17 protein-coding genes are annotated in these 26099 nt (G+C 49.9%); 9 read left to right on the top strand and 8 right to left on the bottom strand.

Annotation, left to right across the window (positions count from 1 at the left end; genetic code table 11):
• Positions 1-89: 89 nt before the first annotated feature.
• Positions 90-2297, bottom strand: a complete 2208-nt coding sequence (gene recQ, locus GC178_07615) for a DNA helicase RecQ (protein MBI1287435.1) — start codon at positions 2295-2297, stop codon at positions 90-92.
• 265 nt (positions 2298-2562) lie between these two features.
• Here recQ and GC178_07610 point away from each other — a divergent pair, with 265 nt between their 5' ends.
• A complete protein-coding gene (locus GC178_07610) occupies positions 2563-3441 on the top strand; it encodes a glycosyltransferase (protein ID MBI1287434.1) in 879 nt (292 codons plus the stop codon).
• Positions 3434-4357, top strand: coding sequence for a hypothetical protein (locus GC178_07605; protein ID MBI1287433.1), 924 nt, complete (start codon positions 3434-3436; stop codon positions 4355-4357). The genes GC178_07610 and GC178_07605 overlap by 8 nt, the downstream gene beginning before the upstream one ends.
• Here the strand turns inward: GC178_07605 and GC178_07600 are convergent.
• Genes GC178_07600 through GC178_07590 form a run of 3 tightly spaced genes read right to left on the bottom strand, consistent with a single transcriptional unit; the run spans position 4351 to position 9232 of the window.
• A complete protein-coding gene (locus GC178_07600) occupies positions 4351-6324 on the bottom strand; it encodes a tetratricopeptide repeat protein (GenBank protein MBI1287432.1) in 1974 nt (657 codons plus the stop codon). The two genes, GC178_07605 and GC178_07600, sit on opposite strands and share 7 nt — an antisense overlap.
• Positions 6321-8252: a hypothetical protein gene (locus GC178_07595; GenBank protein MBI1287431.1), complete on the bottom strand. Its 1932-nt coding sequence runs from the start codon at positions 8250-8252 to the stop codon at positions 6321-6323. The genes GC178_07600 and GC178_07595 overlap by 4 nt, the downstream gene beginning before the upstream one ends.
• Positions 8252-9232: a hypothetical protein gene (locus tag GC178_07590; protein MBI1287430.1), complete on the bottom strand. Its 981-nt coding sequence runs from the start codon at positions 9230-9232 to the stop codon at positions 8252-8254. Before GC178_07590 ends, GC178_07595 begins: the two co-directional genes overlap by 1 nt.
• Positions 9233-9307: 75 nt before the next feature.
• On the opposite strand from GC178_07590, the gene tatC reads away from it, so the two are divergent.
• From tatC to lptB, 3 genes are read left to right on the top strand one after another with little or no spacing between them, the layout of a single operon-like run.
• Positions 9308-10150, top strand: coding sequence for a twin-arginine translocase subunit TatC (tatC, locus tag GC178_07585; GenBank protein MBI1287429.1), 843 nt, complete (start codon positions 9308-9310; stop codon positions 10148-10150).
• Between the two features lie 33 nt (positions 10151-10183).
• Positions 10184-12790, top strand: coding sequence for a hypothetical protein (locus GC178_07580; protein MBI1287428.1), 2607 nt, complete (start codon positions 10184-10186; stop codon positions 12788-12790).
• Entirely contained in the window at positions 12790-13890 is a 1101-nt protein-coding gene (lptB, locus tag GC178_07575; GenBank protein MBI1287427.1) for an LPS export ABC transporter ATP-binding protein, read from the top strand. The genes GC178_07580 and lptB overlap by 1 nt, the downstream gene beginning before the upstream one ends.
• Positions 13891-13893: 3 nt before the next feature.
• Here the strand turns inward: lptB and purS are convergent, their stop codons facing one another.
• Both purS and GC178_07565 read right to left on the bottom strand, forming a co-directional pair.
• A complete protein-coding gene (purS, locus tag GC178_07570; GenBank protein MBI1287426.1) occupies positions 13894-14145 on the bottom strand; it encodes a phosphoribosylformylglycinamidine synthase subunit PurS in 252 nt (83 codons plus the stop codon).
• Positions 14129-14881 carry a CDP-diacylglycerol--serine O-phosphatidyltransferase gene (locus GC178_07565; protein MBI1287425.1) on the bottom strand — a complete coding sequence of 251 codons (753 nt, stop codon included), beginning with the start codon at positions 14879-14881 and terminating at the stop codon, positions 14129-14131. The genes purS and GC178_07565 overlap by 17 nt, the downstream gene beginning before the upstream one ends.
• 95 nt (positions 14882-14976) lie before the next feature.
• Here GC178_07565 and GC178_07560 point away from each other — a divergent pair, with 95 nt between their 5' ends.
• Positions 14977-15948, top strand: a complete 972-nt coding sequence (locus tag GC178_07560) for a tetratricopeptide repeat protein (GenBank protein MBI1287424.1) — start codon at positions 14977-14979, stop codon at positions 15946-15948.
• Between the two features lie 4 nt (positions 15949-15952).
• On the opposite strand, the gene GC178_07555 is transcribed toward GC178_07560, so the two are convergent.
• Complete coding sequence (locus tag GC178_07555) at positions 15953-17083, bottom strand: acyltransferase family protein (GenBank protein ID MBI1287423.1); 1131 nt, start codon at positions 17081-17083, stop codon at positions 15953-15955.
• Between the two features lie 160 nt (positions 17084-17243).
• Here GC178_07555 and GC178_07550 point away from each other — a divergent pair, with 160 nt between their 5' ends.
• On the top strand, positions 17244-18371 hold the full coding sequence (locus GC178_07550; protein MBI1287422.1) for a hypothetical protein: 1128 nt from the start codon (positions 17244-17246) through the stop codon (positions 18369-18371).
• 71 nt (positions 18372-18442) lie between these two features.
• Positions 18443-23485, top strand: coding sequence for a hypothetical protein (locus GC178_07545; GenBank protein ID MBI1287421.1), 5043 nt, complete (start codon positions 18443-18445; stop codon positions 23483-23485).
• A 471-nt stretch (positions 23486-23956) separates the two neighbouring features.
• Here the strand turns inward: GC178_07545 and GC178_07540 are convergent, their stop codons facing one another.
• A complete protein-coding gene (locus GC178_07540) occupies positions 23957-24304 on the bottom strand; it encodes a hypothetical protein (protein ID MBI1287420.1) in 348 nt (115 codons plus the stop codon).
• A 21-nt stretch (positions 24305-24325) separates the two neighbouring features.
• On the opposite strand from GC178_07540, the gene GC178_07535 reads away from it, so the two are divergent.
• Positions 24326-26086: a hypothetical protein gene (locus tag GC178_07535; GenBank protein ID MBI1287419.1), complete on the top strand. Its 1761-nt coding sequence runs from the start codon at positions 24326-24328 to the stop codon at positions 26084-26086.
• Positions 26087-26099 lie beyond the last annotated feature (13 nt).

Here is a 26099-nt window from a genome sequence, read left to right as displayed (position 1 = left end):
ATGACTTCTCGATACGATTTCTCATTCTTCGAAATCACTCGAAGTGACTGGCGCGGTTGGTCAGTTCGAGTGCGAAGCGTATCGAGAACTCAATGCCCGAACTCGGAAATGAACTTGATGCGTACCAAACGAATCTCCTCTTCGGTGTAGTCGTCCTCGCCAAGTTCGGCCAAGGCCTCCTCAATGCTGTCGGTCTCGGCCTCTTCCTGAAAGTACTCGTAGATCTCGTCCTGCTTGTCCTCATCCACGGCCTCATCAATGTAATAGTCGATGTTCACCTTGGTGCCCGAACTCACGATATGCTCGATCTCGGTCAGCAGGTCGTCCATGCTCAGTCCTTTGGCATCGGCAATATCCTCCAGATCCAGTTTGCGGTCGATGCTTTGGATGATGTACACCTTATTGCTCGACTTGTTGACCACGGTCTTCACCACCATGTCCTGCTCGCGCTCTATCTCGTTCTCCTCCACATACTCCTGAATGAGTTCCAAGAACGGTTCCCCGTATTTCTTGGCCTTTCCGGCACCCACACCGGTGATGTCCTTCAGCTCATCCATGGTTATCGGATAGCGGAACGCCATGTCTTCCAACGATGGGTCTTGGAAAATGACGAACGGAGGCAGTCCTTCTTCCTTCGAAATGTCCTTACGGAGGTCTTTCAGCATCTTGAGCAGCACATCGTCTGCCGCGCCACCGCCCTTCATATTTCCCACAGGCATGGATTCCTCCTCTTCTGTGGCCGTCTCATAATCGTGATCAATGGTCATCATGAACGAGGTCGGCTTGGCAAGGAACGCGTGGCCTGCATCGGTCATTTTCAGCAACCCGTAGTTCTCAATGTCCTTGGAAAGGAAACCGTTGATGATGGCCTGCCGCACCAGCGACTGCCAGTAACGCTCGCCCTGCTCTGCCCCAGCCCCGAATGTTTCGAGCGTATCGTGCTTGTATGATTTGATCTGGCTGGAATTGACACCGAGCATGATGTTCACTACATGCTTGATCTTGAATTTCTCTTTGATGTCGAGTACGGTCTGAAGCACCATGACCATTTCGTCCTTGGCCTCCTCCTGCTTTTTCGGATGCTTGCAGTTGTCGCAATGGTCATCGCATTGCTTGGCATCAAACTCCTCACCGAAATAATGGAGGATGAACTTTCTTCGGCACACGGAGGTCTCCACGTAGGTCACCACCTCCGAAAGCAGTTGCTTGCCAATTTCCTGCTCGGAGATGGGTTTGCCCTGCATGAACTTCTCCAGTTTGATGATGTCGTCATAGCTGTAGAACGCGATGCAGTTTCCTTCGCCACCGTCACGGCCGGCACGGCCTGTTTCCTGATAATATCCTTCCAAACTCTTCGGAATATCATGATGAATGACGAACCGAACGTCTGGTTTGTCAATTCCCATTCCGAAAGCAATGGTAGCGCAGATCACATCGGCATCTTCCATCAGAAATGCATCCTGATGCTTGGCGCGTGTGGCCGCATCCAATCCTGCGTGGTAAGGCAACGCCTTGATGCCGTTCACTTGCAGCGTTTCGGCCATTTCCTCCACCTTCTTGCGGCTGAGGCAGTACACGATCCCCGATTTACCAGGATGCTGCTTGATGAACTTGATCATGTCGCGCGCCACGTTCTTCGTCTTCGGACGGATCTCGTAATAGAGATTCTCGCGATTGAAGGACGACTTGAAGACATTCGCATCGGTCATTCCCAGATTCTTCTGAATGTCCTGCTGCACCTTTGGCGTAGCCGTGGCGGTCAATGCCATGACCGGCACGCTTCCGATCGACTCAATCATCGGGCGTAGCCTGCGGTATTCAGGGCGGAAGTCATGCCCCCACTCCGAGATGCAATGTGCTTCATCAATGGCCACCATAGAGATCTTCACATCCTTGAAGAAATCAATGTTCTCCTGCTTGTTCAATGATTCGGGTGCCACGTAAAGCAGCTTCGTTCTACCTTCTTTGATGTCGGTTCGCACACGGTCAGCCTCACCTTTGTTGAGCGATGAGTTGAGGAAGTGCGCAATGCCATCATCTGCCCCGAAACTGCGGATGGAATCGACCTGATTCTTCATCAACGCGATAAGCGGAGAGACGATGATGGCCGTGCCATCCGAAAGCAATGCGGGCAACTGGTAGCACAGCGATTTGCCGCCACCGGTTGGCATGATCACAAACGTATCGTTACCATCGAGAACACTACGGATAATGCTTTCCTGTTCTCCTTTGAATTTGTTAAACCCGAAGTGCTTTTTCAGCGCTTCTTTAAGATCCGATCCTACTTCTATTTCCATTCAATTTCCCTTGTATTCCTCTTAAAGATAGGGATTTGCCAATAAGTGCAACGTGATAATCTGAGTTTTTATCCGAAGGGGCGATTTTGCCCGACAAACCCCCGATTTTGGGAACGCGAATATGCTCATTGAACTCCACTTTTTCATACCCTCCGCAGGTGAGAAACGTATTCTTTTATGAATATTGCAACGAAGACTACATTTATTGCTTCGGAACAAAATGAACTGAACTCAAGTAAGAGACCTTTGAACTGAAAGCTGATCGATGAACGACCTTTCCATCATCATACCTGCCTACAACGAGGAAGACTCGCTGAAGGTGCTGCTCCCTGAGCTTTTGGAGTTCGTCCAAACAAACGGGTTGCAGCTCATTATTGTGAATGATGGTTCGAAGGATGGAACGTTGGAGGTGTTGAAAGCGCACCAAGGCGCGGAACGGTTCCAGTTCTTCTCACATAAAGTGAACCGGGGTTATGGCGGTGCCATAAAAACGGGAGTTCGCAATGCCACAACCAAATATGTGATCACCATTGATGCAGACGGACAGCACGACCTGAATGATGTGTTGGCGCTGCACAAACAGATCATCGAGACCGATGCGGACATGATCGTGGGCAGTCGCATGGCGCACAAAAATGCATCCTTATATAGAGGTCTCGGAAAATGGTTGATCCGTTCGTTTGCGAAGATCCTGTTGCCAATTCACATTGAGGACATCAACTCGGGCATGAAGATCTACAATGCGGAAATGGCCAAACGCTACATCCGTCTGTGTCCCGATCACATGGCCTACAGCGACATCATTGCCATGGTGTTCATCAGCAAACGGCATCTGGTTCTCGAAACTCCGATCAACATCAAACCAAGGACCGCGGGCGTAAGTACCATCAGCACGCTTACGGCCATCGATACGGTAAAAGAGATCCTGAACATCGTTATTCTCTTTAACCCCATGCGCGTGTTCTTCCCAATTGCCATTCTCAGTATTGTAGCTGCGCTGACCTGGGGAATTCCAATTGCGTTGCGAGGCCGCGGTGTAAGTACAGGTGCCATGCTCGGTTTCACCACAGGGCTGTTGTTTTTCTTCCTTGGATTGATCGCTGAGCAACTTTCTCAAATCCGTAAGGACAGCGTGGATGAGTGACGGAAATCCGCAGGTAAAGAAGCGGTTGTACACGCGGTTGATGGACATCTACCGCCACAACGACATTTACATTCCCGGTTTCAATTTCGTGACGCGCTCCATGCTGCGCGCCAAGGCCGAATCGCATGTGGCAAGCATTTCCAAACAAGGAAAGGCGCACGAAAAGGAGATCAACGATTGGGTAAATTCAAAACGGTTCTTTTTCGGTTTCGGAGTTTTTAGAAGTGGAACCACCTTTTTGGCTGATTTCCTGAACCGCCATGCAAAACGTGCCGTTGTTCAGCACGAAGCCAACGTGAACGACTATTGGTACTACGCCAAGGCGATCCATTCTGAAACTGAAGCTGCCAACTACGCCACCGAATACCGAAAGGCCGAGATCTATTTCCGGACCAAGGAACTCGATTTTGAAGTTTACGGAGAGATCAACCCGTTTTTAAGAAGACATTGCGCGGCCATGAAATTGGCTTTCCCAGAAGCGAAGCAGTTTCTCATTGTCCGCGACCCGAAAAATGTGCTGCGCTCACTCATGTCGCGCGAGCTCTTTGACCGTAAAGACCCGATGGGCGATGTGATCTTCCCGCCAAAAGATGATCCGTATTCTGAAAATTGGAAATCCATGTCGCGGTTTGAAAAACTCTGCTGGCTTTGGGCTGCCGACAATCGCTTCATCCGCGAGAACACGAACCACACAATTCTCTTTGAAAAACTTCGGAAGGACTTCGACTACTTTGATGAGAACGTGTTGAAATTCCTGGCTCTGGAAATGAATCCAGACGATTGGCGTGCGGAGATCGATCAGGTGTACAATTCTACTCCACGCTATACATTTCCAAAATATCCTGATTGGAGTTCCGAGCAGAAGCGCCAGTTTGAGAACATCTGCGGAGAGGAAATGGCCGTTTACGGTTACTGACCTTTCTTCTGTTGTTGAATGGCCCAGTTCAAATTTCCCTGCGCCAATTGGTAGCCAGGTTTGAATTCCAACGCCTTTTCGCATGCTTTCTGCGCATCCTCATACAACTTCAGTTGATTGTATGCTGAACAGATATTGTTGTACGCTTCGGCATAATCAGGTTTCAACTGCAACGCGCGATCACAAGCTTTGATGCAGTTCTCATATTGCCCAAGGTTGTAGTATTTCAAACTCAGGTCCAAATAAGCTTCGGGCGTATTGTCCCGCACAGCCGATTCCTCCAATTGCCTGATCTGATCCTCGGCCGAAACCGTCAACTTGGCCAACAGCATCTGCGACTGTTGATGCGCAGGACTCAATTGCAGCGCCTTGTTCAGATGCTTCACCGCCTCATCATTTCGGCCATTGTTGGCCAACCATTGGGCGTAATGATAATGGCAATCAGGGTATCCTGGCCCCGATTGAACTGCCAATTTCAGATACCTTTCGGCCTCCTGTTTCAACTTGGCATCGTTATTCCGCATTCCCAACGCATTCTTGGCAATTCCAAGATTTATGTAGAGATACGGATGGCGACCATAACCCGTTTTCAGCGCACGCTCAAAGTAGCTGATGGCCACTTCCATGTTTCCCTTGCGCATTTCGGTCAGACCATAGTTCATAAGACCGCGGCCATTGTTCGGGCTTTTCACCGTCACATCATACCAAAGCGACTCATCATTGTCCCAAACCTCATTGCGCTGGTACGTTCCGTACGCGTGCAATCCAAAAATGACCAGAAGCACGCCTGCCACAACGCCTTTTGTTGCGGTTGATGGTCTGCCCTTGGTCGCTTTCTGGATGAGCAGATAACCGCCCCAGACCACCGCCATCACCAATCCCATGTAAGGAAAAAATGTTCGGTGATGATTCATGACCTCCGCCAGCGGAACCACACTTGAACTCGGCACCAAAGCCACGTAGAACCAAAGGATTCCGAATGTGATGGGAAGCGTGTTTCGTTTCAGAGCCGTCTTCCAGGCCAAAGCAAGCGAAGCCAGAATGACCAACAGACCCCAAAGCACTTTGGGTGCGAAATACTCTTTGATGAGGGTAAGGTCCGTATCGGCCGAAAGTCCCGTTGGGACGAAGAACGTTTTGATGTAAACCCAAAAGATATATGGTTGCGTATTGAGGTAATCCAGCATTTTCACATCACTGGGTTTCCATGTATCGGAGAACATGGAGCGTGTGAAGAAATACATCACCGCGCCAAGTATGAAGAATGAAACCGTGCCTTTCAGTGCTTCAACGATCTTCGAAATGAACTTCGGTTTTTCCTGTTTCACGAAAAGTGATGGATCCTCAAGCAGCAGATCATACAGGAACAGGATCGGGGCCAACATCAACGTGGTCGGTTTGGCAAGACATCCAATGATAAATGGAATCAGTCCCAACTGCTTTTTCCACCCTTTCGTATTGATGTAAATAAGCATGGAAGCCACCACCATCAGCGTGCTGAAACCATCTGAACGCGCAATGATGTAATTGATGGTTTCGGCCGTTGCGGTGTGGAACGCGAAAAATCCTGCTCCAAGAACCGCCAAGAGGCGATGTTTCTCGCCATCGGCCATTTTGAAAATGCGCAACAACAGCAAATAGAACAGCCACAGCAGGACCAGAAACTCCAAATAGATGTGCCAATGAAAGACCTTCGGATTCAACTTTCCACCGATCCAATAATCGATGGTATTGAGGCTGGTAACCACAGGCCGATAGGCTTGATTGAGCGGCAAACTGCTCGTGGTCTTTGCATCCTTGAAAATGAGCGGCAGATTATGGATATCGGTAATGAAACCGTTGTTTACAATGGTGTGGCTGTCATCAAAATGGAAACCGTTGTCGAAATGATTCCAATAAACCGCTGTGAGCGCTACGATCAGGAACGCGGCCAAAGCGCCCGTAAATGATTTCGAATTGAGATTCATTGCTTCAATTGATGCTTGCTCCAGTTCAGATTGTTCTTGGCCAATTCAAAATCAGGTTTGATGGAAAGCGCCTTTTCGCATGCCTTGACCGCCAATTCATACTGCTTCAACTCGTTGTATGCCGAACACATGTTATTGTATGCATCTGCGTAATCGGGTCGAAGTTCAATGGCCTTTTGGCAAAGGACCACACACTCCGAAAACCGACCTGCGTGATAATACTGCAAACTTAATGCAACGTATTTCTCCGCAGCTTCTTGAATGCTTTTTTGTTCTGCCCGCTTGGTCATTTCCGCTTCAAGGGCATCGCGGATTCGTTTAGCGTCACCATGCGAAGGACTGATCTGCAACAACTTTGATATTTGCTGATGCGCCATTTGAAGATCGCCCTGCGCGGCCAACCAGATGGCATAGTGATAATGACATTCCGGAAAATTATCGCCCCCCGTCAAACTGAGTTCAAAATACTGCTTGGCAAGGTCATTCTGTCCCAAAGCAGCATAGCATCGGGCCAAATTTGCAACCAGATACGGATGTGTTCCAAAAGAGGTCTTGCTGGCTTTTTCAAGGTATTTCAACGCGCCTTCATTATCTCCTTTTTGCAGCAGTTGCATGCCGTAAGCCATCAAACCACGCCCATTATTCGGGCTTTTTTCCGCTACATCTTTCCACAGCGATTCTTCGTTGTCCCAAACCTCGTTGCGTTCATAGGTTCCAAAGGCATTTGCACCGATCACAATAAAAACCGTGGTAGCCAATACAGATCGTGCTAAAGCAGAGGGTAGGTTGTCGGTGAGCTTGGCGAAAACCAGACGCACGCTCCAGCCCAACGCAATTGTCAGTCCGAGATAGGGAAAGAATGTGCGATGGTGGTTCATTACATCATCCTGTGGAACAATGCTTGAGGTGGGCGCAAGCGCAATAAAGAACCAAAGAATGCCAAATGAAATCGGCAGGGTTTCTTTTTTCCGTGCGGCAAGGTACCCCACAAGAATTAGCGAAAGGATGATCAGAACACCTACAATGACAGTAGCATCGACCGAATGCAGCAGTTTCATATCAGAATCGGCCGAAAGGCCAGTAGGGATGAGAAATATCCGAAGGTAAAATGCAATAACGGCCATCTGTGTAATGAGGTAATCTGTGGCAGATGCATGAGACATGGATAGAGCCGTTTCGGAGGCCATAGACTGCGTGAAAAAGTACATGCAGATTCCGATCAGAAAATAAACACCTGTCTTCTTGAACGCGTCCGTCTCTTTGGAAACCAAAGTGGTTTTTTCGTTTCGGACCAGAACGGGGGGTTGCTCCATCAACAGTTCGTAAACGAAGAGCAGCGGAGCCAGCATCAGGGCAGTCGGTTTGGCCAAACAGCCAAGCACAAACGGAATCAATCCCAAAGTCTTTTTCCATCTGCTGGCAGAAACGTAAATGAGCATTCCTGCCAGCACCATCAGCGTGCTGAATCCATCGGAGCGGGCAATGATGTAATTGATGGTTTCGGCCGTGGCCGCGTGGAACGCGAAAAAGGCCGTGGAAAGCAACGCCACCAATCGGTGTTTCCTGCCATCGGCCATCGAAAAAAGCTTTACCAGCAAGAAGTAGAACAACATCAATAAGAGAAGAAACTCCAGGAAGATGTGCTGATGGAATACCCTCGGTTCCATCGCGCCAGCAAGCCAAAGATCAATGGCGTTCAAGCAAGTGACCATCGGTCGATATGCCTGATTGGGAGGTAACGTGCTGGTGGTTCGTGCATCTTGAAAAAAGAGCGAAATATTGCTCAAATCTCGAATGTAGCTGTTGCTGATGATGGTATGACTGTCATCAAAATGAAAGCCATTATCGAAATGATTCCAGTAAACGGCCGTCAATGCAACCATCAGCATTGCTGCAGATCCGAGCAGTTGTTTTTGAGGTAGTTCCATTATCGATCGGCCCTTGAAACGCGTTGCAGCAGACCTTTGAGGCTATGCGAATCGAAATATTTGAGATTAGCGTAAAGAGCTGGCAGTCCGATCATGGCAGACCAAAAAACCGATATCAGTCGTGTAATAACTCCGATCATCAGACCTTCTTCCATCTGAAAACCCGCTGTGGCGAAAACCACCCCGATCATCAGTTCCTGCACGCCCAAATTCCCTGGCAGGACGCGAACCAGCAGAATGATTCGAAGGATCAGTACCACCAGAAGCACAGGTGCAAACGCACATGGAAAATCCAATGCCAAAGCCGTTTGCCAAAACCAGAATGCCTGTATGATCACCGAAACCAATGTGGTGATCAACAGTCCGAAGAACAGTCGGATATTCTTGAACTGCTCCATCAACTGCACACGGACGTTGATCAGAAAGTTTAGGAATCGGTTCAGCAGACCTTCTCCCACGATGTTTGCAGACGGAAGAAAACCCATTGAAACCACCATACCGACCAATCCTGCGCCCATTGCCCAAATGATGAGTTTCAGTCGCAATGAATCCACAGGAAGAAGATAGATCATGGCCAGACCAAGGAAAATGGTGAGCAGCAAGCTGTTCAGAAAGACCATCAATCCTAACGAAAAGCCTTTGCTCATATCGAGGTGATACTTGTGTTTGGAATAGAACACTTGGAAAAGCATTCCTCCTTTCATTGGCATGAGATAGAGGAAAAGGTGCATCATCAACGGGAGGGTGAGAATTTCGATGGCTGGCAACCGTAGTTTGTAATGCAGCCAGAACGCCACCCACATGATGACACCGAACGAAAGGTGAAAAATGAGCCCCAGACCGAAAAGTTTGAGCACGTCTGACAAAGCCGTATTCTGTACGAATTGCCCCAGATTCACATCCTTGAACGTGAACCAAACCACCAAAAAGAAGATCGCGGCAGCAAGTGCAAAAATGAATCCCGAACCGAGCTTGTTCATACCGACTTTCGTTCGTGCACAAAATAGGAAGAACACACCGACATTACTGCGGCCGGGGTCTTACATTTGCAGCCCATGAGCAAAGAGCTTCCCGAAGCAGATCTGCCCGAAGAAGGCGAAATGTCGTTTCTCGAACATCTTGAGGTGCTGCGCTGGCATCTCATCCGTTCGGCTGCGGCCATTTTCATTGTGGCCATTGCTGCATTCATTGCCAAAGGCTTCATCTTCGATACGCTGCTGCTCGGTCCAAAAAACCCTGATTTCTGGACCTATCGGATGCTGTGCGAACTGTCTGAGAAATTCAACCTCTCGGATCTGCTCTGCATCACCGAGATCCCGTTCGACCTCATCAATATTTCGATGGCTGGTCAATTCAGCACGCACATCTTCGTGTCCATTATTGCAGGAGTAGTCGTGGCATTCCCATACATCATATTCGAAATGTGGCGGTTCATCAAACCCGGTCTTTATAATAAGGAGCGCAAATATGCTTCTGGAATGGTGTTCTACACATCCGTGCTTTTCATCATGGGCGTGCTGTTCGGTTACTACATCATCGCACCGCTTTCGGTCAACTTCCTCGGCTCTTATCGTGTGAGTGAGGCCATTCATAACCAGATCGATCTGAACAGTTATTTCAGCACCATTGCCACGTTGGTTTTGGCCAGCGGTGGCGTGTTCGAACTGCCTGTACTCATCTATTTCCTCACCAAGATCGGACTGGTAACTCCCGAACTTCTCAGACAATATCGTAGGCATGCCGTAGTTGGTATTCTCATTCTGGCCGCTGTCATCACACCACCGGATGTGTCGAGCCAGATATTGGTATTCGTTCCGCTGATGCTCCTCTACGAGGTCAGCATTTGGGTATCAGCAATTGTACTTAGAAACGAAGCGAAAGCAAATACCGATATTTGACGCCTCAATGACGGGAGGGCAAGCCAGCTTTTGATGACTTACGTGAGATATTACCTTTCTGTCGCCCTGCTTTTCGTTATCGGGTTTACCTACGGTCAGGAAAAGACCAAGGTGAAGGGCACCATTACCGATGCCCAAACGGGCGAGCCATTGCCATTCGTGAATGTGTCGTTTGTGGGGAAGGCCGTTGGAACGACCACTGATTTCAGCGGGAAATACCAACTCGATACCAAGTGGGGCTCCGATCAGCTTCAGGCCTCATTCATGGGTTACGACCCCTTGATAAAATCGGTGATTCAGGGAGAGAATCAGACCATTGACTTTGCATTGGAACCCACGCAGATCAAACTGCAGGAAGTAACGGTAAAAGCCGAAAAAGGTCGCTACAAGAACCGGGAGAATCCGGCCGTTCAGTTGATTCAGAAAGTGGTCGATCACCGCGAGCAGAACCGTAAGGAAGGTTTCGACCATTACGAGTTCGACAAATACGAGAAACTGGAGATCGACCTCAACAACATCACCGATAAGTTCATGGACCGGAAGATGTTCAAGAAGTTCGAGTTCATGTGGCAGTATGTCGATACTTCGGAGGTGAACGGAAAACCTTACCTGCCGCTGTATTTCACCGAAACCAAATCGAAGGTCTATCTGCGGAAATCTCCACAGGATAAAAAAGAGATCATCTACGGCATGAAAACCGTTGGTTTCGAGGATTTCATGGATGAGCAGGGCATCGACTACTTCATGGAGAAGATCTATCAGGACATCGACATCTACGACAATACCATCTTGTTGATGGAGAAGCAGTTCAAGAGTCCGATCTCCAATATTGCGCCCGTCTCTTACAAATACTTCATACTCGACACGGTGGATGTGAGCGGCATTCAGTGTGTGAAGATGGCCTTCCAGCCGCGCAATAGTGCCGACCTCGCTTTCCGTGGCGACCTGTGGGTGGCGCTCGATTCATCCTATGCTGTGAAAAAGGTGAAGATGGGCATCACGCGAAGCGCCAACATCAACTTCGTAAGTGCTTTGGAAATTGAGCAGGAATTCGATTATTCGGATGAGTTGAAATGGCACATAGTGAAGGATCAGATGACCATTGACTACAACCTGCTGACCAACAACATGGGCATGTACGGCACCAAAACGGTCACTTACCGCGATATTGTGGTCAATCAGCCCGCACCCGATTCCATTTGGTCCGACCCGGCACGATTTGTTGTGAATGAGGATGCGAAACTGAAACCGGACACATTCTGGACGGAAACGCGCCACGAGGAACTGACCAAGAACGAACAGGGCGTGTACGACATGACCAAGGAAATGAAGGATCTGCCCGCCTTCAAACGCGCCATGAACATCCTTTTCCTCGTCATTTCTGGATATTACGAGGTCGGTCCGGTTGATATTGGACCGCTTTACCAAATTGTGAGTTTGAATGCCGTGGAGCATTGGCGCTTCCGGATGAGTGTGCGGACCAACAAGAAATTCAGTGAGCGTTGGCGACTTTCAACCTATTTGGCCTACGGCCTGGATGACAGGAAAGACAAACGCTTGAAAGGAGGCGCGGGTGTCACCTTCTTCATAAAGCAGCGGCCGTATCATCAGATCACAGCCGAGTTTCAGCGCGACATCCAAATGCCTGGACAGGCATTACTGTTAGCAAGCGATGACAACATCTTCCTTTCATTCAGACGTGGTCTGGCCAACCTCATGATCTACTACGATTCGTACCGGCTCAACTACCTGAAAGAATGGAATTTCGGGCTTGGTGTTGGGCTTCACCTCGAACACAGAAGACGACAGGCGGCCGGGGCTCTGACCTTCGACCCGATAGACCCATCGGTTAAAGATCCAAGCCATGTGATCACCAACGAGGTGGGTGTTTCGCTCCGCTATTCGCCCAATTTGCGCTACTACGAAGGCCGTTCTTCGCGCGTGCCGATGCTCAACAAGTATCCGATCCTTGATGTGAGTTATTCATACGCCATCCCAAATCTTTTGGGCGCACAGTACCAATATCACAAATTCGGGGTGCGCGTATTCAAGCGTTTCTACATGAGTCCGTTCGGTTTTTCCGACACGCAATGGGAAGGCGGCTACATGCTGGGGCGCGTTCCGTTCCCACTATTGTTCATCCATCGTGGTAACCAAACCTATTTCCACGACCCGAACACATTCAACATGATGAACTGGTTCGAGTTCGTGAGCGACAAGTACATTTCGCTCGACTGGTATCACCATTTCAATGGATTCGTGTTCAATAAGATTCCGTTCCTGAAGAAATTGAAATGGCGTATGACCGCAGGCGCCAAAGCTGTTTGGGGTGGTGTTTCGGTGCAGAACACGCCCGGAATGACCAATGACAGCCGCATTTTCCAGTTCCCTACGCGCAGGTTGCAAGACAAGAACGGAGACCCGATCCTCGATCAGTACGGCAACGAACAATACAAGCAGGTTACCTTTACGCTTGAACGCATGCCTTATGTGGAAGCAAGTGTGGGGATAGAAAATATTTTCAAGATCGTGAGCGTTGACCTCGTCAAACGCTTCACATATCTCGACAATCCAAACGTGTCCAAACTCGGTTCGGCACGCGGATGGGGCTTCCGGGTAAGAGCAGGAATCCGTTTCTGATGAAACTACGCGCAGAACATATCAAGAAGAAATACGGCACCCGAACGGTGGTAAAAGGTGTTTCCATTGAGGTGAGCCAAGGCGAAATTGTGGGACTTCTCGGCCCCAACGGAGCAGGGAAAACCACTTCGTTCTACATGATCGTGGGGCTCATCCGCCCGAACGAAGGCCACATCTATCTTGACAAAAAGGACATTACTGCACTACCGATGTACAAGCGCGCACAGTTGGGCATCGGTTACCTGCCGCAGGAAGCCTCCATTTTCAGAAAATTGAGCGTGGAGGACAACATTCTGGCCGTGCTGGAAATGGTAGGAGCGAACAAGCAGGAACAGCACCGCAAACTCGAATCGCTCTTGGATGAGTTCGGTCTGCAGCACGTGCGTACCAACCGTGGAGACCTGCTTTCGGGCGGAGAAAGAAGACGAACGGAAATTGCCCGTTGCCTGGCCGTGGATCCGCATTTCATTCTACTGGATGAGCCATTTGCCGGTGTTGACCCGATTGCGGTGGAAGACATTCAGGAAATTGTGGCGCGACTCAAAACCAAGAACATCGGCATTCTCATTACCGACCACAACGTTCACGAAACGCTTCGCATCACCGACCGCGCCTACCTGCTTTTTGAAGGCGACATTTTAAAGGCTGGCACAGCCGAAGACCTCGCCAATGACGAGCAAGTGAGAAGGGTTTATCTGGGGCAGAACTTCGAATTAAGAAAGACATCAGGTAAGTCCGCAGATGGAATAGAGGCACAACTTGAAAGATATGAGCCATACGAGCTGGCCATCATGTACCATTACATGTATCCCACTTATTCGTCAGCTACTCAAGAAAAAATCGACCTGTTCCTGAAAAGAAAGAACTTAAATCAATCCGCGTTAGCAGCGATTTACAAGGAGGGTTCTTCAAATCCAATCCCAATATCAGACAAAAACTGTCCTCGTTGTGGTTCAACCAAACTAATAATTGAGAAAGTTCAGTTTTACAGAACCAAGAAATATGACAGCATGGATGGCTATTTATCAGGCGAATTACCGTTAGCTGACAAAGTCATTTGTCAGGTATGTGGCCTAACGATTTCAGACCCTAATGAGTAACCTTTAAGCCTCGCTCAGCTCAAACTCAAAGTTTTCCATGATCTGATTGGAAAGAAGCTCCTTGCAGGCCTTTTCCACTTTGACTTTGGCCGCAGCCTCATCATCCGCTTCCACCTCCAAAGAGATGTGCTTCCCGATACGCACATTGCCGATCTCTGGCAATCCGAGGTTCTTCATGCTCGAACTCACCGCTTTTCCCTGTGGGTCAAGCAGTTCTTTTTTGGGCATCACATCGATCTCAGCTATGTACTTCATTTTTGGATAGAAACAGGTTATTGATGATTGAAATAAGCACGTACAAAGATAGGATGATGGGAATGGCAACCGGCCGCAGAATTATCAACAGAACCGCAGAAATTATCAAGAACACGTAACGCACCCCGTTTCCTTTCCACCCAAAGTGCTTGAACTTCATGGCCATCAGCGGAATATCGCTCACCATTATTACCGAGAGGCCAATGGCCGAAACGATCACAAACCACGGTGCAACGATCACATTGCTTGGATCCCACCAGATATGGTAAGGCATGTATTCGATCATCAGGGGAATGGAAACCACCCACATGGCGCTGGCAGGTGTCGGCAGGCCGCGAAAACTGTCCGTCTGCCGCGTATCCACATTGAATTTGGCCAAGCGTAAGGCCGAAAACACGGGAACAAGAAAAGGGATCAACAGCACAGGGTGCTCCAAGAACGAATTCAATCCGGTGATATGGTTGCCCAAGCCACCTTCCAAGTAATGCAGCAACATCAACCCTGGCACAGCACCAAAGGTGACCATATCGGCCAATGAGTCGAGGTCGCCACCAATGGGAGTTGAGACCTTCAGCATCCGCGCAGCGAAACCATCGAAGAAGTCAAATATTGCAGCAGCAATGACAAGGAATGCGGCCGTTAGCGGGTCGCCTACCGAAAGCATGACAATGGCCAAACAACCGCTGAGCAGATTAAGGCTTGTGAGCGCGTTCGGAATGTGTTTCAATGGATTCATTTGCCGAAGGTAGCAAAGCAGCTTTGATGCATTTTTCGCGAAATGCAATATTTCCTTTCCATTGCTGAAACCTTTTGCCAGCTACTTCATAAAACGTGACCGAAACCGGAATGACAGCAGAGATAAACAGATTGGAACGTTCGCTTGAGGAAGCGAAGGATGATGCCGAACGATTGGAAATTCTTCTCCAATTGCTGAAGCACCACAACAACGATGATTTTGTGGAGGGATGGAAACGTGCCGATGAGGCATTGGAACTTTCCGAAAAACTGAACGACCGGGCCGCCAATGCGCGTACGCGCGAAAGCTTCGCCAACATTCTTTGGAAGCTGGCCGAATACTCGCAGAGCATCGAGTACTTTGAACAGGCCTTGGATAAATACCTCGGGCTGGGCGACCTGTACGGAGTGGCGCGCTGCTACAGCGGTATGGGCATCATTTCGGGAACAATGGAACAATACAGGGTGGCATTGGATCATTTCGATGAGGGACTTTCTGCTGCCAGAAGGGCGGGCAATCACCATCTGGCTGCTACCATCACAGGAAACATCGGACACGTCTACTTCAATCTGGGGCGATACCAAGATGCAATGAGCTGTTTCCAGCACGGCTTGGAATTTTACAGCGAATCCAACGACATGGAAGGCACGGCCAACATGTTGGGTGGCATGGCCGGTGTACACGTTTTTCAAGGCGAGTTCAGTAAAGGGTTGGAGCTGGTGAGGCGCGCCCTTGTATTGCATCGACAGGCCAAGCACAAGCGAGGTGTTGCAACTTCCATGATGAACATCGGAATTTCGTTGCACCGCATGGGAAAATCGGAACAGGCAAAGGCCGAACTGAAAAGCGCCCTGAACTACTCCCGTTCCATTGGACTGAAGTTCATGGAATATGAAATTCTGAAGCATCTGAGCCAAGTTTGTTCCGATCTTGGAGAGGAGGAACAGTCCAGCGAATACCTCAGATTGTATATGGACGGGCAGAAAGAGCAAAATCAGCTGAATGTGAAGCGGAAGAATGAACAGTTCCGCCAGCGGCAGATGATCCGCGAACTGCAACGCAAGTAACTTTTTACTTGGTGTAGAAATACCGCTTCAATCCCAACAGCGGCTTCTCGAAATAATGCCAGCTCAAAGCGGCAAATGGGGCGATCAATGCAAACGCTACCAACGGTTTCAGAATAAGGAACGCCCAAACCTTCTCCTCCAACCCGAAATGCAACAGAAAACGATTGCCTGCCAGCAATCCTATCTCGTGGAAGCAGAAAAGTCCGTAGCTGATCATACCCAAGTAAGTAATGGTCTTCAACCTTCCAAACTTATAGAAGCTGTTCTCGCAGAAATTCTGCTCAAAGATGAAGAAGGAGAGAATCACGGCATAGAACAGCTTTTCTACAATGAGGTTGATGGCACCCGGAAGCATGTCGCTATCGAACAGAAAATGGTAGAACAGCAGCGAAAAAATGAAGCTCGTGTAAATGGCAATGATGGCTTTGCGGCTCAACCTCTGCAAAGAGGAAAATCCCCAATTCCTATTGAAGGAAATGAACGCGAACAGTACTCCGAGTGCGATGTCTCCAAGTAGGAAAAGCGTGTGGAACCACAGGTTCACATCCGTTCCGTAATAATGCCAAGTGGTGATACCGAAAATGAGCAACAGCAGCGCAAACAGCCATTTTTCACTCCTCCTGAAAAGAATGAGCAGAAACGGCCAGAAGATGTAAAACTGTTCCTCCACCGAAACACTCCACAGCACGCTGATGATGGGTGAATGCGTCCAACCGTGTTCGATGAGGTAGAAGTTACCCACGAAAAGAATGAAATACCATGGGTTTCCAACCTCTTGGTATGGTTCGCCCATGCATTGCATGAACAGCGGCAGAAGCACAAACCCAATGAAAAGCACCAGAAAATACAGCGGCCAAATGCGAATGGCGCGCCTCACGTAGTAAAGCCATGGCTTGAAGTGCCCTGCCTGCTGGCGTTCCTCCAAAATGACCCATGTGTTAATGTAACTCGACAGGACGAAGGCAAAGCTGAAACCTGTTTTCCCAAAGATGTAAACGTAATTCTTTACCCAACCATACGCGGCAGATTGGCGGATGATGTCGCTATCCGTATCGAGCGCATGTCCGAGAAAAATGAACAGAAACGCCACGAAACGAAGCGCATCCAGATTTTTGAAGAAAACTTTCTGTCCCATTTTTATTGACCACTAAGTTGTGTACAAATTGGAAACATCTGCCCAATAGCTTTGCTTCGAAGCATTACATTCGACACAATTTTCAGAAACGTCTTCCGTTGGCAGGGTCGGCAAGTATTACAAAAGCCGTTTTTGATAACTTTAACACGCTTGAAACAACATGACCGGATTCCGTCTCGTCTCCTTCCTTTTCATTTCGCTGCTTTTTGTTGGGAATACAGCTCTGGCCCAGGCGCCAAAGTACAGTAACGAATTCCTCTCTATTGGTGTGGGCGCACGCGGCATGGGCATGGCCAATGCCATGGTGGCAAGCGTTAATGATGTAACGGGCGGTTACTGGAACCCTGCCGCGCTTCCGCTGGCCGACCAGAAATGGCAGGTATCGCTGATGCACTCCGAGTATTTTGCAGGAATTGCCAAGTACGATTATGCGGCTGTTTCCGCACCTATTGTGGATCAATACACGCAGGCTGCTGTCAGTTTTATCCGCTTTGGCGTGGATGATATTCCGAACACCACGCAACTCATCGATGACGAAGGCAACATCAATTACGATAAGGTAACCTCATTTACTGCTGCGGATTACGGTTTCCTTTTCAGCGTAGGTCGTAAAAGCCCGAAAATTCCCGGTTTGCGTTATGGTGGAACGGTGAAAGTGGTGTACCGACACGTAGGAAGTTTCGCGCATTCGTGGGGTTTTGGCCTCGATGGTGGTGTGCAGTACGATCGCAAGAACTGGAAATTCGGGTTGATGGCGCGAGATGTGACCTCCACCTTCAATGCGTGGAATTTCACATTGAACGATGAGACCAAAACCGTTTGGCAACAGACAGGTAACGATATTCCAAAAAACTCATTGGAGGTCACACTTCCAAAGGTCATCCTTGCCGCTGGCAGAAAATTCAACGTGTACAAGAAATTCGGTCTCTATACAGAATTCGACTTCGATTTCACGTTCGATGGCAAGCGTTCGGTACTCATAAAAGGAGACCCGATAAGCATTGAGCCGCATTGGGGCTTGGAGCTTTTCTACTCCAATATCGTGTATGTGCGCTTCGGTGTCACCAACATTCAGGATTACACCGATGACAACGGCAAACACATTTGGACATGGCAGCCGAACGTGGGCATCGGTGTCCGCATCAAAGATTTTTACATCGATTATGCGCTGACGGATGTCGGCAACCAATCCGTGGCGCTGTTCAGCAACGTTTTCTCGCTGAAGGTTGACATCTACAAAGACATGTTCAAGAAGAAAGCGAAAACAGATGCGGGAGCAAGCAATTGATAATGACCCGTTAAGTCTTCCAATGGCGGAAATTCCTAACTTATCGTTCTCAATTCCTAACTGAATTCTGAATGGGGAGATTTTTACTTTTCGCGCTTCTTCTCCAAACTTTTACTGCATTCTCGCAGCCGTACGGCAATGAGTGGGTGAGTGCTTCTCAGCCGTATTTCAAATTTCAGATACTTAATGAAGGCATCTACCGCATCAACTATCAGGTACTGAACGATGCGCTGGCCTCGCAGGGCATCAGCCTTGCTACCATCGACCCGCGAAGCCTACAGATCTTTGCCCGAGGGCAGGAACAGTATATCTACGTGGAGGGAGAACTGGACGGCAGTTTCGACCCCACCGATTTCATTGAATTCTATGCGCGCGGCAACGATGGCGAGTTCGATTCGGATGTGTATATCGAGAACCCGCTGGACAATGCCAATCCGTATTACAGTCTGATCAACGACACCATCCGTTACTTCCTTACATGGAACAGTTCCACCACCAACCTGCGGATGGCCTTGGAGACCGATGTCAACTTTTCGGCCTACACCGCATCGCCCTACATTCTTAAAGATGTGGTGAAGGAAGATCACAGCACGTACCGCTATGGCCCCACCTACGTGCAGACCGAAAGCACAAGCCCCATGTATTCGGGTGGAGAAGGGTATTATGGCAACGGCAATGGCGATTTTAGCCCATCGGCCGCCAAGACCTGGAACGTGAATACCCCGAACAGGTATATGAACGGACCCGATGCGGAGGTGGAGATCGCTGTTGTGGGGCAGACCTTTGACGACAAGAACATCAGCATTCAGGGACCCTCCATCAGTTACAGCGATGTAATGTCGGGGCTGAACGGTTACCGCTACAACCTCACCACCCCCACTTCGGCCTTGGGAAACAACAGTTCGAGCTTCACGTTCTCCATGTCGAACACGCCTGCGGCAGGTGCTTACCGGGCAACCATCGGTTTCATCCGCATCCGCTATCCGCAAACACCCACCAGCGGCAATGTGGCGGCTTTCAAATTCCTGTTGGATGATAATCCGGGTTATCCAACGCAGACCAAAAGCCGTATTCAGATGGGTGGTTTTGCTGCTGCCTCACCTCTGCTTTACGATTTGACCAATGGCAAAAGGATAACGGTGGGCGGCTCTTCGGGCAACTACGAATTTCTGGTGCCCGACAACGGCAACGTGAAGGAATGTTACCTCACCAGCGAATCGCAGGTGGCGAGTGTTTCCGAGATCACTCCGGCAGGGCCGAACGGTTCGTTATACTTCACCGATTTCAATGCACTCGACCCGAGCACCGATTATTTCGCCATTGGACCGAAAGCCTTTTACACCGAGGTGCAACAGTACGCTTCGTATCGGAATATTTCGGGTCACAACGCCATCGGAATTGATGTGGATGAGCTCTACAACCAGTTCGGTTGGGGCATTAACAAGCATCCGCTGGCCATTCGCAAGTTTGCCGCTTGGGCGCTGGCCAACCTTGATGCCCCAAAGCATATTTTCCTCATCGGCAAGGCCGTGAATCATGTTTCTGCACGGAACAATCCCGCGCTTTTCGCGGAGATACTGGTGCCATCGTTCGGTTATCCACCAAGCGATAATATGCTAACCGCTTTCCTCGGACAAGGAACCTACTTGGAGGAAACGGGAATTCCTGTTGGGCGCTTGGCCGCTAAAACCCCGCAACAGGTGAGCGGTTACATGCAGAAAGTGCAGGAATTTGAGGCATTGGGCAATGAGTTCTGGATGAAGAAGATCCTGCATTTCTCGGGCGGAAGCCCTGGTGTGGAACTGTTGCAGATCCGAGCGTTCATGGATTCGTACAAGTACATTATTGAAGACACGCTTTACGGTGGAAGCGTGCAGACCTTCCAGAAAACGAGTTCGGAACCGTTCCAGATCACGCAGGTCGATTCCATCACCGAGCTGATCAATTCTGGTGTGCAGCTCATCAATTTCTTCGGTCATGGTTCGGCTGTCGGGTTCGATGTGCAGATCGATCAGCCTTCATTCTTCAGTAACGATAACGGAAAGTATCCGGTAATGATGGCCAACTCGTGCTACGCGGGAGACATCCATCAGCCATCAAGCGTCCCGTCTTCCATTTCGGAGAACTGGGTGCTGGAGCCGCAGGGAGGTGCTTTGGCCTTTTTGGCCACCATCGGTCCTGGCAGCAAGTTCTATCTCAACAATTACTGCACGAATTTCTACCACAGCCTGAGTCATTTGGCTTACGGGAATACGATCGGCTGGCAAATGAAACGGGCCATTCGCGAGAATGCGCAACCGCAGAACGACATCACGCGGATGCACGATCTGGAATACACGCTTCATGGCGACCCTGCCATCAACATCACCAACAGGCCGCTGCCCGATCTGATGGTAAACCAGCAGAGCGTGTGGTTCGAACCCGAGGAGATCACCACCGAGATGAGTGAGTTTGAGATGGACATCCAGATCACCAACCTTGGGGCGGCATTCACCGATACATTCGTGATCGAGATCGCGCGGCAATTGCCCACGGGCGAAATTGATACGACCATCAGCATTTATCATCCGCCCGTGAACTATTTGGACACGGCCGTGGTCTTCATTCCCATCGACCTGATCGATGGACTTGGCATCAACACGCTCTGCATCTCGTTGGACAATACGCAGATCATTGACGAGATGCTGGAAACGAACAACGATGTGTGTGTGGATGTGAATGTGCTTTCGCCCGACATCGTTCCGATATGGCCCTACGAGTTTGCGGTCATCCCCGATCAGGGACCGACCTTGAAATGCTCGACCGGAAACCCGTTTGCGCCTGTAAAAACGTATCGGATCGAAGTGGACACCACCGACCGTTTCAACAGTCCGCTCAAAGAATTTACCACCATTACGCAAGGTGGTGGCGTGGTGAATTGGACTCCGAACCTCCTTGCAAATATGGCCGACAGCACGGTGTATTTCTGGCGGGCAAGTGTGGATTCGGCCACGTACGGCTACTACAAATGGCGCGAAACTTCGTTCCAGTACATCATTGACAAGTACGGCTGGGGGCAGGCGCATTATTTCCAGTACAAGAACGACCGATACACGGACATCATCTACGACCGTCCTGAGCGCGATTGGGATTTCGTGCAGACACTGAAGCAGTTGGAACTCCACACGTTCGGAAACCCGACCACATTGGCCGAGGCCGAGGCCATCAATTACTTCATTGACAACGGGCGTGAGGAATATCTCGGCTGTACGGGCGGAAACGTGTACACGCCACAGTTGCTTACGGCTGTGATGGACGGCTGCACCTTGGAGCCATGGAAAACCCCAGGCTATGATGTGGTAACAGGCGAATTCCTTCCTGGCGGAGGCGCGCAAGGACAACTGGAACCCTGCCGAACCCGACCCGAAGGCTGGTATCAATGGGCCACGCCCAACAGCACATCCATGAGCAACATGGTGACTTTCCTTTCCTCCACCGTTCCCGACAGCAATTATATAGGCGTGGTCACGTGGCTGAATGTGAACCTGGCGGGACTGCCTCAATCTGTCCTTGACGTGTTCCACGACCTCGGTGCCACGGCCATCGACACGCTTTCTGGCGTACCGTACGCCTTCTTCTGCAAGAAAGGCGACCCAAGCACGGCCATCGAAGTGTTCGGTTCGCAGCTCAGCGACCACATTACGCTTACCGCCACCATGACGGGCTGCTACAATCAGGGAACCATTACCACCAAGTACATCGGACCCACTTCGCAATGGAAATCCTTACACGTACGTTCGCATCCGAAAGAAACGCCCACGTTGGACAGCATTGCCATCAACGTGATAGGCATACGCCCAAGCGGTGTGGAAGAAGTGGTGATGAGTGGCATTGATGGCAACAGCACCGACATTCTCGACCTCTACAATTCCATCGATGCTTCCATCTATCCGCGTTTAAAACTCAACGCCTTCTGCCTTGATGACAGCTCGGCCAGCACACCTCCGCAGATGGACCGCTGGCAAGTACTGTTCGCTGGCGTGCCCGAGGCCGCCCTCAACCCGCACATCTCTTATCATTTTGAGAGCGATACCATCCACGATGGCCAACTGCTGAAATTCGTGGTGGCCATTGAGAACGTCTCCGATTTCGATATGGACAGCCTGCTGGTGCATTACTGGATCCAGGACGCGGCCGGAAACAAGAACTACATTCCGTATCCGAGGCAGGCTCCGCTCCTATCGGGAGACATCCTCATCGATACCATCACCACCAACCCCATCGATTTTCTTGGTGGCAACGTATTTTGGGTGGAGGTGAACCCCCGCAGGCCCGACCAGACCTTCGGTTACGACCAGCTGGAACAGTACCACTTCAACAACCTCGCAAGTGTGAAATTCGATGTGAGCGGAGAGAGCGTCAACCCCATCATGGATGTGACCTTCGATGGCATTCATATTCTCGATGGCGACATCGTTTCGGCCAAGCCGATGATCGTTATTGAATTGGATGACGAGAGCCAGTTCCGATTGCTGAACGATACGTCCGATTTCCAGGTGTTCCTCAAAGAACCGAACAGCCAGAACCTCCAACGCATCTGGTTCCAGAACTTCACCAACATGCAGTTCTATCCGGGGCAGGCGCCCACCAATAAGGCGCGCATCGAATGGCCTGCCAAATTCCCGGTCGATGGCATACACGAACTGTGGGTGCAGGGCTACGACAAGTCGAACAACGCGGCCGGGGACCAGTTCTTCCGCATCAGCTTTGAGGTGATCAACGAGGCCACGGTCACCAATGTGCTCAACTATCCGAACCCGTTCTCCACGGCCACGCATTTCGTCTTCACGCTTACAGGAGGCGACCAACCCGATTACTTCAAGATCCAGATCATGACCATCTCAGGCAAGGTGGTGAAGGAGATCACCAGCGATGAACTCGGCCCCATGAACATTGGTCGCAACATGACGCAGTACGCGTGGGATGGCAAAGACACATACGGGGATCAACTGGCCAATGGCGTATACCTCTACCGCGTGGTGGCCAAACTCAATGGCGACTACATCAAACATCGCGATAGCGGAGCCGACAAATGGATCGAAAGCGGCTTTGGGAAGATGATGTTGATCAGGTGATCAATCCCCGCGCCAGCTCTCAACTCTTCCGCTTGTCGTGCTGACGAAGGAAGCATCTCAAAGATTCCTCGCACACTCGGAATGACAAACAGCGATTACAGGTCGATAAAAAACCGTTTCCGTATGGCGTACTAAATGGATTGTAGCAGTGGGTGAGTTCATATCGCCTGCTTCTTGGTGTCTGATAATCTTCCAGCACCTCCCCAAACCAAACCTGCGAGGTTTTGAAAACAGGGGCGTCTGAAAAACAGAATCACACTCGCCATTGATAGACCTGTCTTCAAAACCATTAAAACGGCTGGTGCCTTGCCGTCCATCATAGCCCACGATTTAAATCGTGGGCTATGATGGAATCAACATGTTCGGGAATGGTTTCAACCATTTTCCACATCTTCTTCTTTTTAATAAGAAGCAATGGATTCATTCACAGAACCGGCATTTCAACACCTTGTTTTTTAACCCTTGCAGGTTTTATGGGGCCTTGTCCATGCACCAAGCGGCCTTGTCCATGAATTTCGCGGTCTTGTACGGGAACTGAACCGTCTTGTCCGAGAACCGAGCCGTCTTGTCCGAGAACCAAGCCGTCTTGTCCGAGAACCAAGCCGTCTTGTCCGGGAATTGAACGGGCTTGTCCGAGAATTTCACCGTCTTGTCCATAAATTTCACCGACCGTAACGAGTCGTAGAAGGGAGCTATCGAGCCGTAGAAGGGAGGTAACCTTCCGTAGAAGAGCCGATACGAGCCATAGAAGGAGTGGAAATGACCGTGGAAACAGGCATCGCCTCCCAAGAGCTCTTTGAAATGGTTGACATTGTCCATTCATTAAATTCGTAACCTCCCATGGTAGCAAACCCAGCAATACGAACGGTCGTCTTACTGTGCTCTCAGCTTCTGTTGGGGCTGTTATCGGCACAAGGGCAGACCACGGCCATCAGGGGAACCGTATTGGACGGTGGCAGCGGAGCCCCACTTCCGTTTGCCAACATCTACGCGGCCCGAACCGAGACGGGCACCATTGCCGATGTGGAAGGGCAATTCCGCATTTCGGGAATCGGTTCGGATGAGAAGCTCCAGTTCTCGTTCATAGGGTATGAGACCATCACGCTTACAGCGTATGACAGTATGGTGGTGAACCTGAAACCGAAGCAGAATCTCCTATCTGAAGTGGTGGTGATGGCCAATAACGAACTGCTCTACACCCTGCTTTGGAAGGTGCGGGAAACGGCATCGCGCCAGACCGATACCCTTCCGTCCTATCTCTTTCTCGAAACCTTTGTTGACAGCGTTCGCACCGAACTTCTCGAACTCTATTACAATGGCGTTTACCGAGGCTATGACGTGGCCGAACTGCGTATGAAAACAGGCAGGCTGGGGTTGCAAAAATGGAACAACGGCTACTTCATTTCCACCGACATCTCCAAGGCCATCAACGGGCAATTACTGTTCGTTCCGCAGGCGGCCTTTCCGACCAATCCGTTCCAATTGGGACGCCAGAAATTGAAGCGGTCGTACGATCTGAGTCTCGATGGCATCAATCGGTCTGCTGATGGTGGCAACGTTTACATCATCTCGTTCTCGCCCCGCGACCAACGCAACGACATGTTTGCTGGCAAGGCTTGGATAGATTCGGCCAGCAATGCGCTCATCAAAGTGAAGTTCGAGGTGGAGAATGCCTCGGTGTACCCGTTTGTACCCTTGTGGCCCGATGATGGTCTGGAGAAGGTGAACCTTTCCATTACGCGGACATTCGATGTGCGCGATGGGAATTACAGACTCAATAGCATCGACTTTGCCTACGATTTCAGCTATCTGAGCATTCGCGATTCGGTACAACGCAAACAATCGGTTGTCTCATACGCGGTTCTGAAACCAAGTTGGAAGCGACAACCGTTTCTCATGCCTTTTCCGACCGAAGGGTTGAAGCATCTTTCCGACTATCGCAATCTGAGTGCCTTGCCAAAAAATGAAGGGTTCTGGCAACAATCCAGGCCGTTTTCGTTGGTAGATCAGAATGCGGAACGGTCACGCTTCCTCCAAACGTCTATGAATGAACTGAATGATGTGGCCAAAGACCACCATGCATTTGATGATGGCCGATTCTTCGAAGCATCGCACATGTTCTGGAGCGGAGAAAAACGCATCCGTTTTGCCGAATTCTCGCCTGATAAGCGCAGCCGAAAACTGAGCGAAATGCCCAACGAAAAGTTCCATCTCAATGCCTTCATCCTGATGGATCCATGGCGGATCAATGACTCCATCCAGTTCCGCACATTCGCCATGTTCGACCCCTACGAGAGTTTCTTCCATCTACCTGTTACCTGCAGCGCACAGATTTTCATCAACATGTATTTCGATCTGGTGGAGATTCAAAGGCGGGAACTTGACCAAGAATTGCGCTCGAAAAGATTATCGATGGATGATGCCAGATCGCTCCATCGGCAGCATCAGACCATGCTACAGAAAACACTCCATCAATTTGTAAGTGAAACAGCGCATGGAACAAACAAAGAGGCCATGGTAAGATGGAATCAGTCCGTGCTTGAAAAACTTGGCGTGGATAACCTCGGTTCATTCAATTGCCCAGAGTTGGAACAGCAATAGTCTCCCTCATCAC

It is taken from the genome of Flavobacteriales bacterium (genome assembly GCA_016124845.1).
GTDB lineage: Bacteria > Bacteroidota > Bacteroidia > UBA10329 > UBA10329 > UBA10329.
The sequence above is the reverse complement of the archived record's forward strand: the minus strand, read 5'-3'. Positions and strand labels throughout refer to the sequence as shown.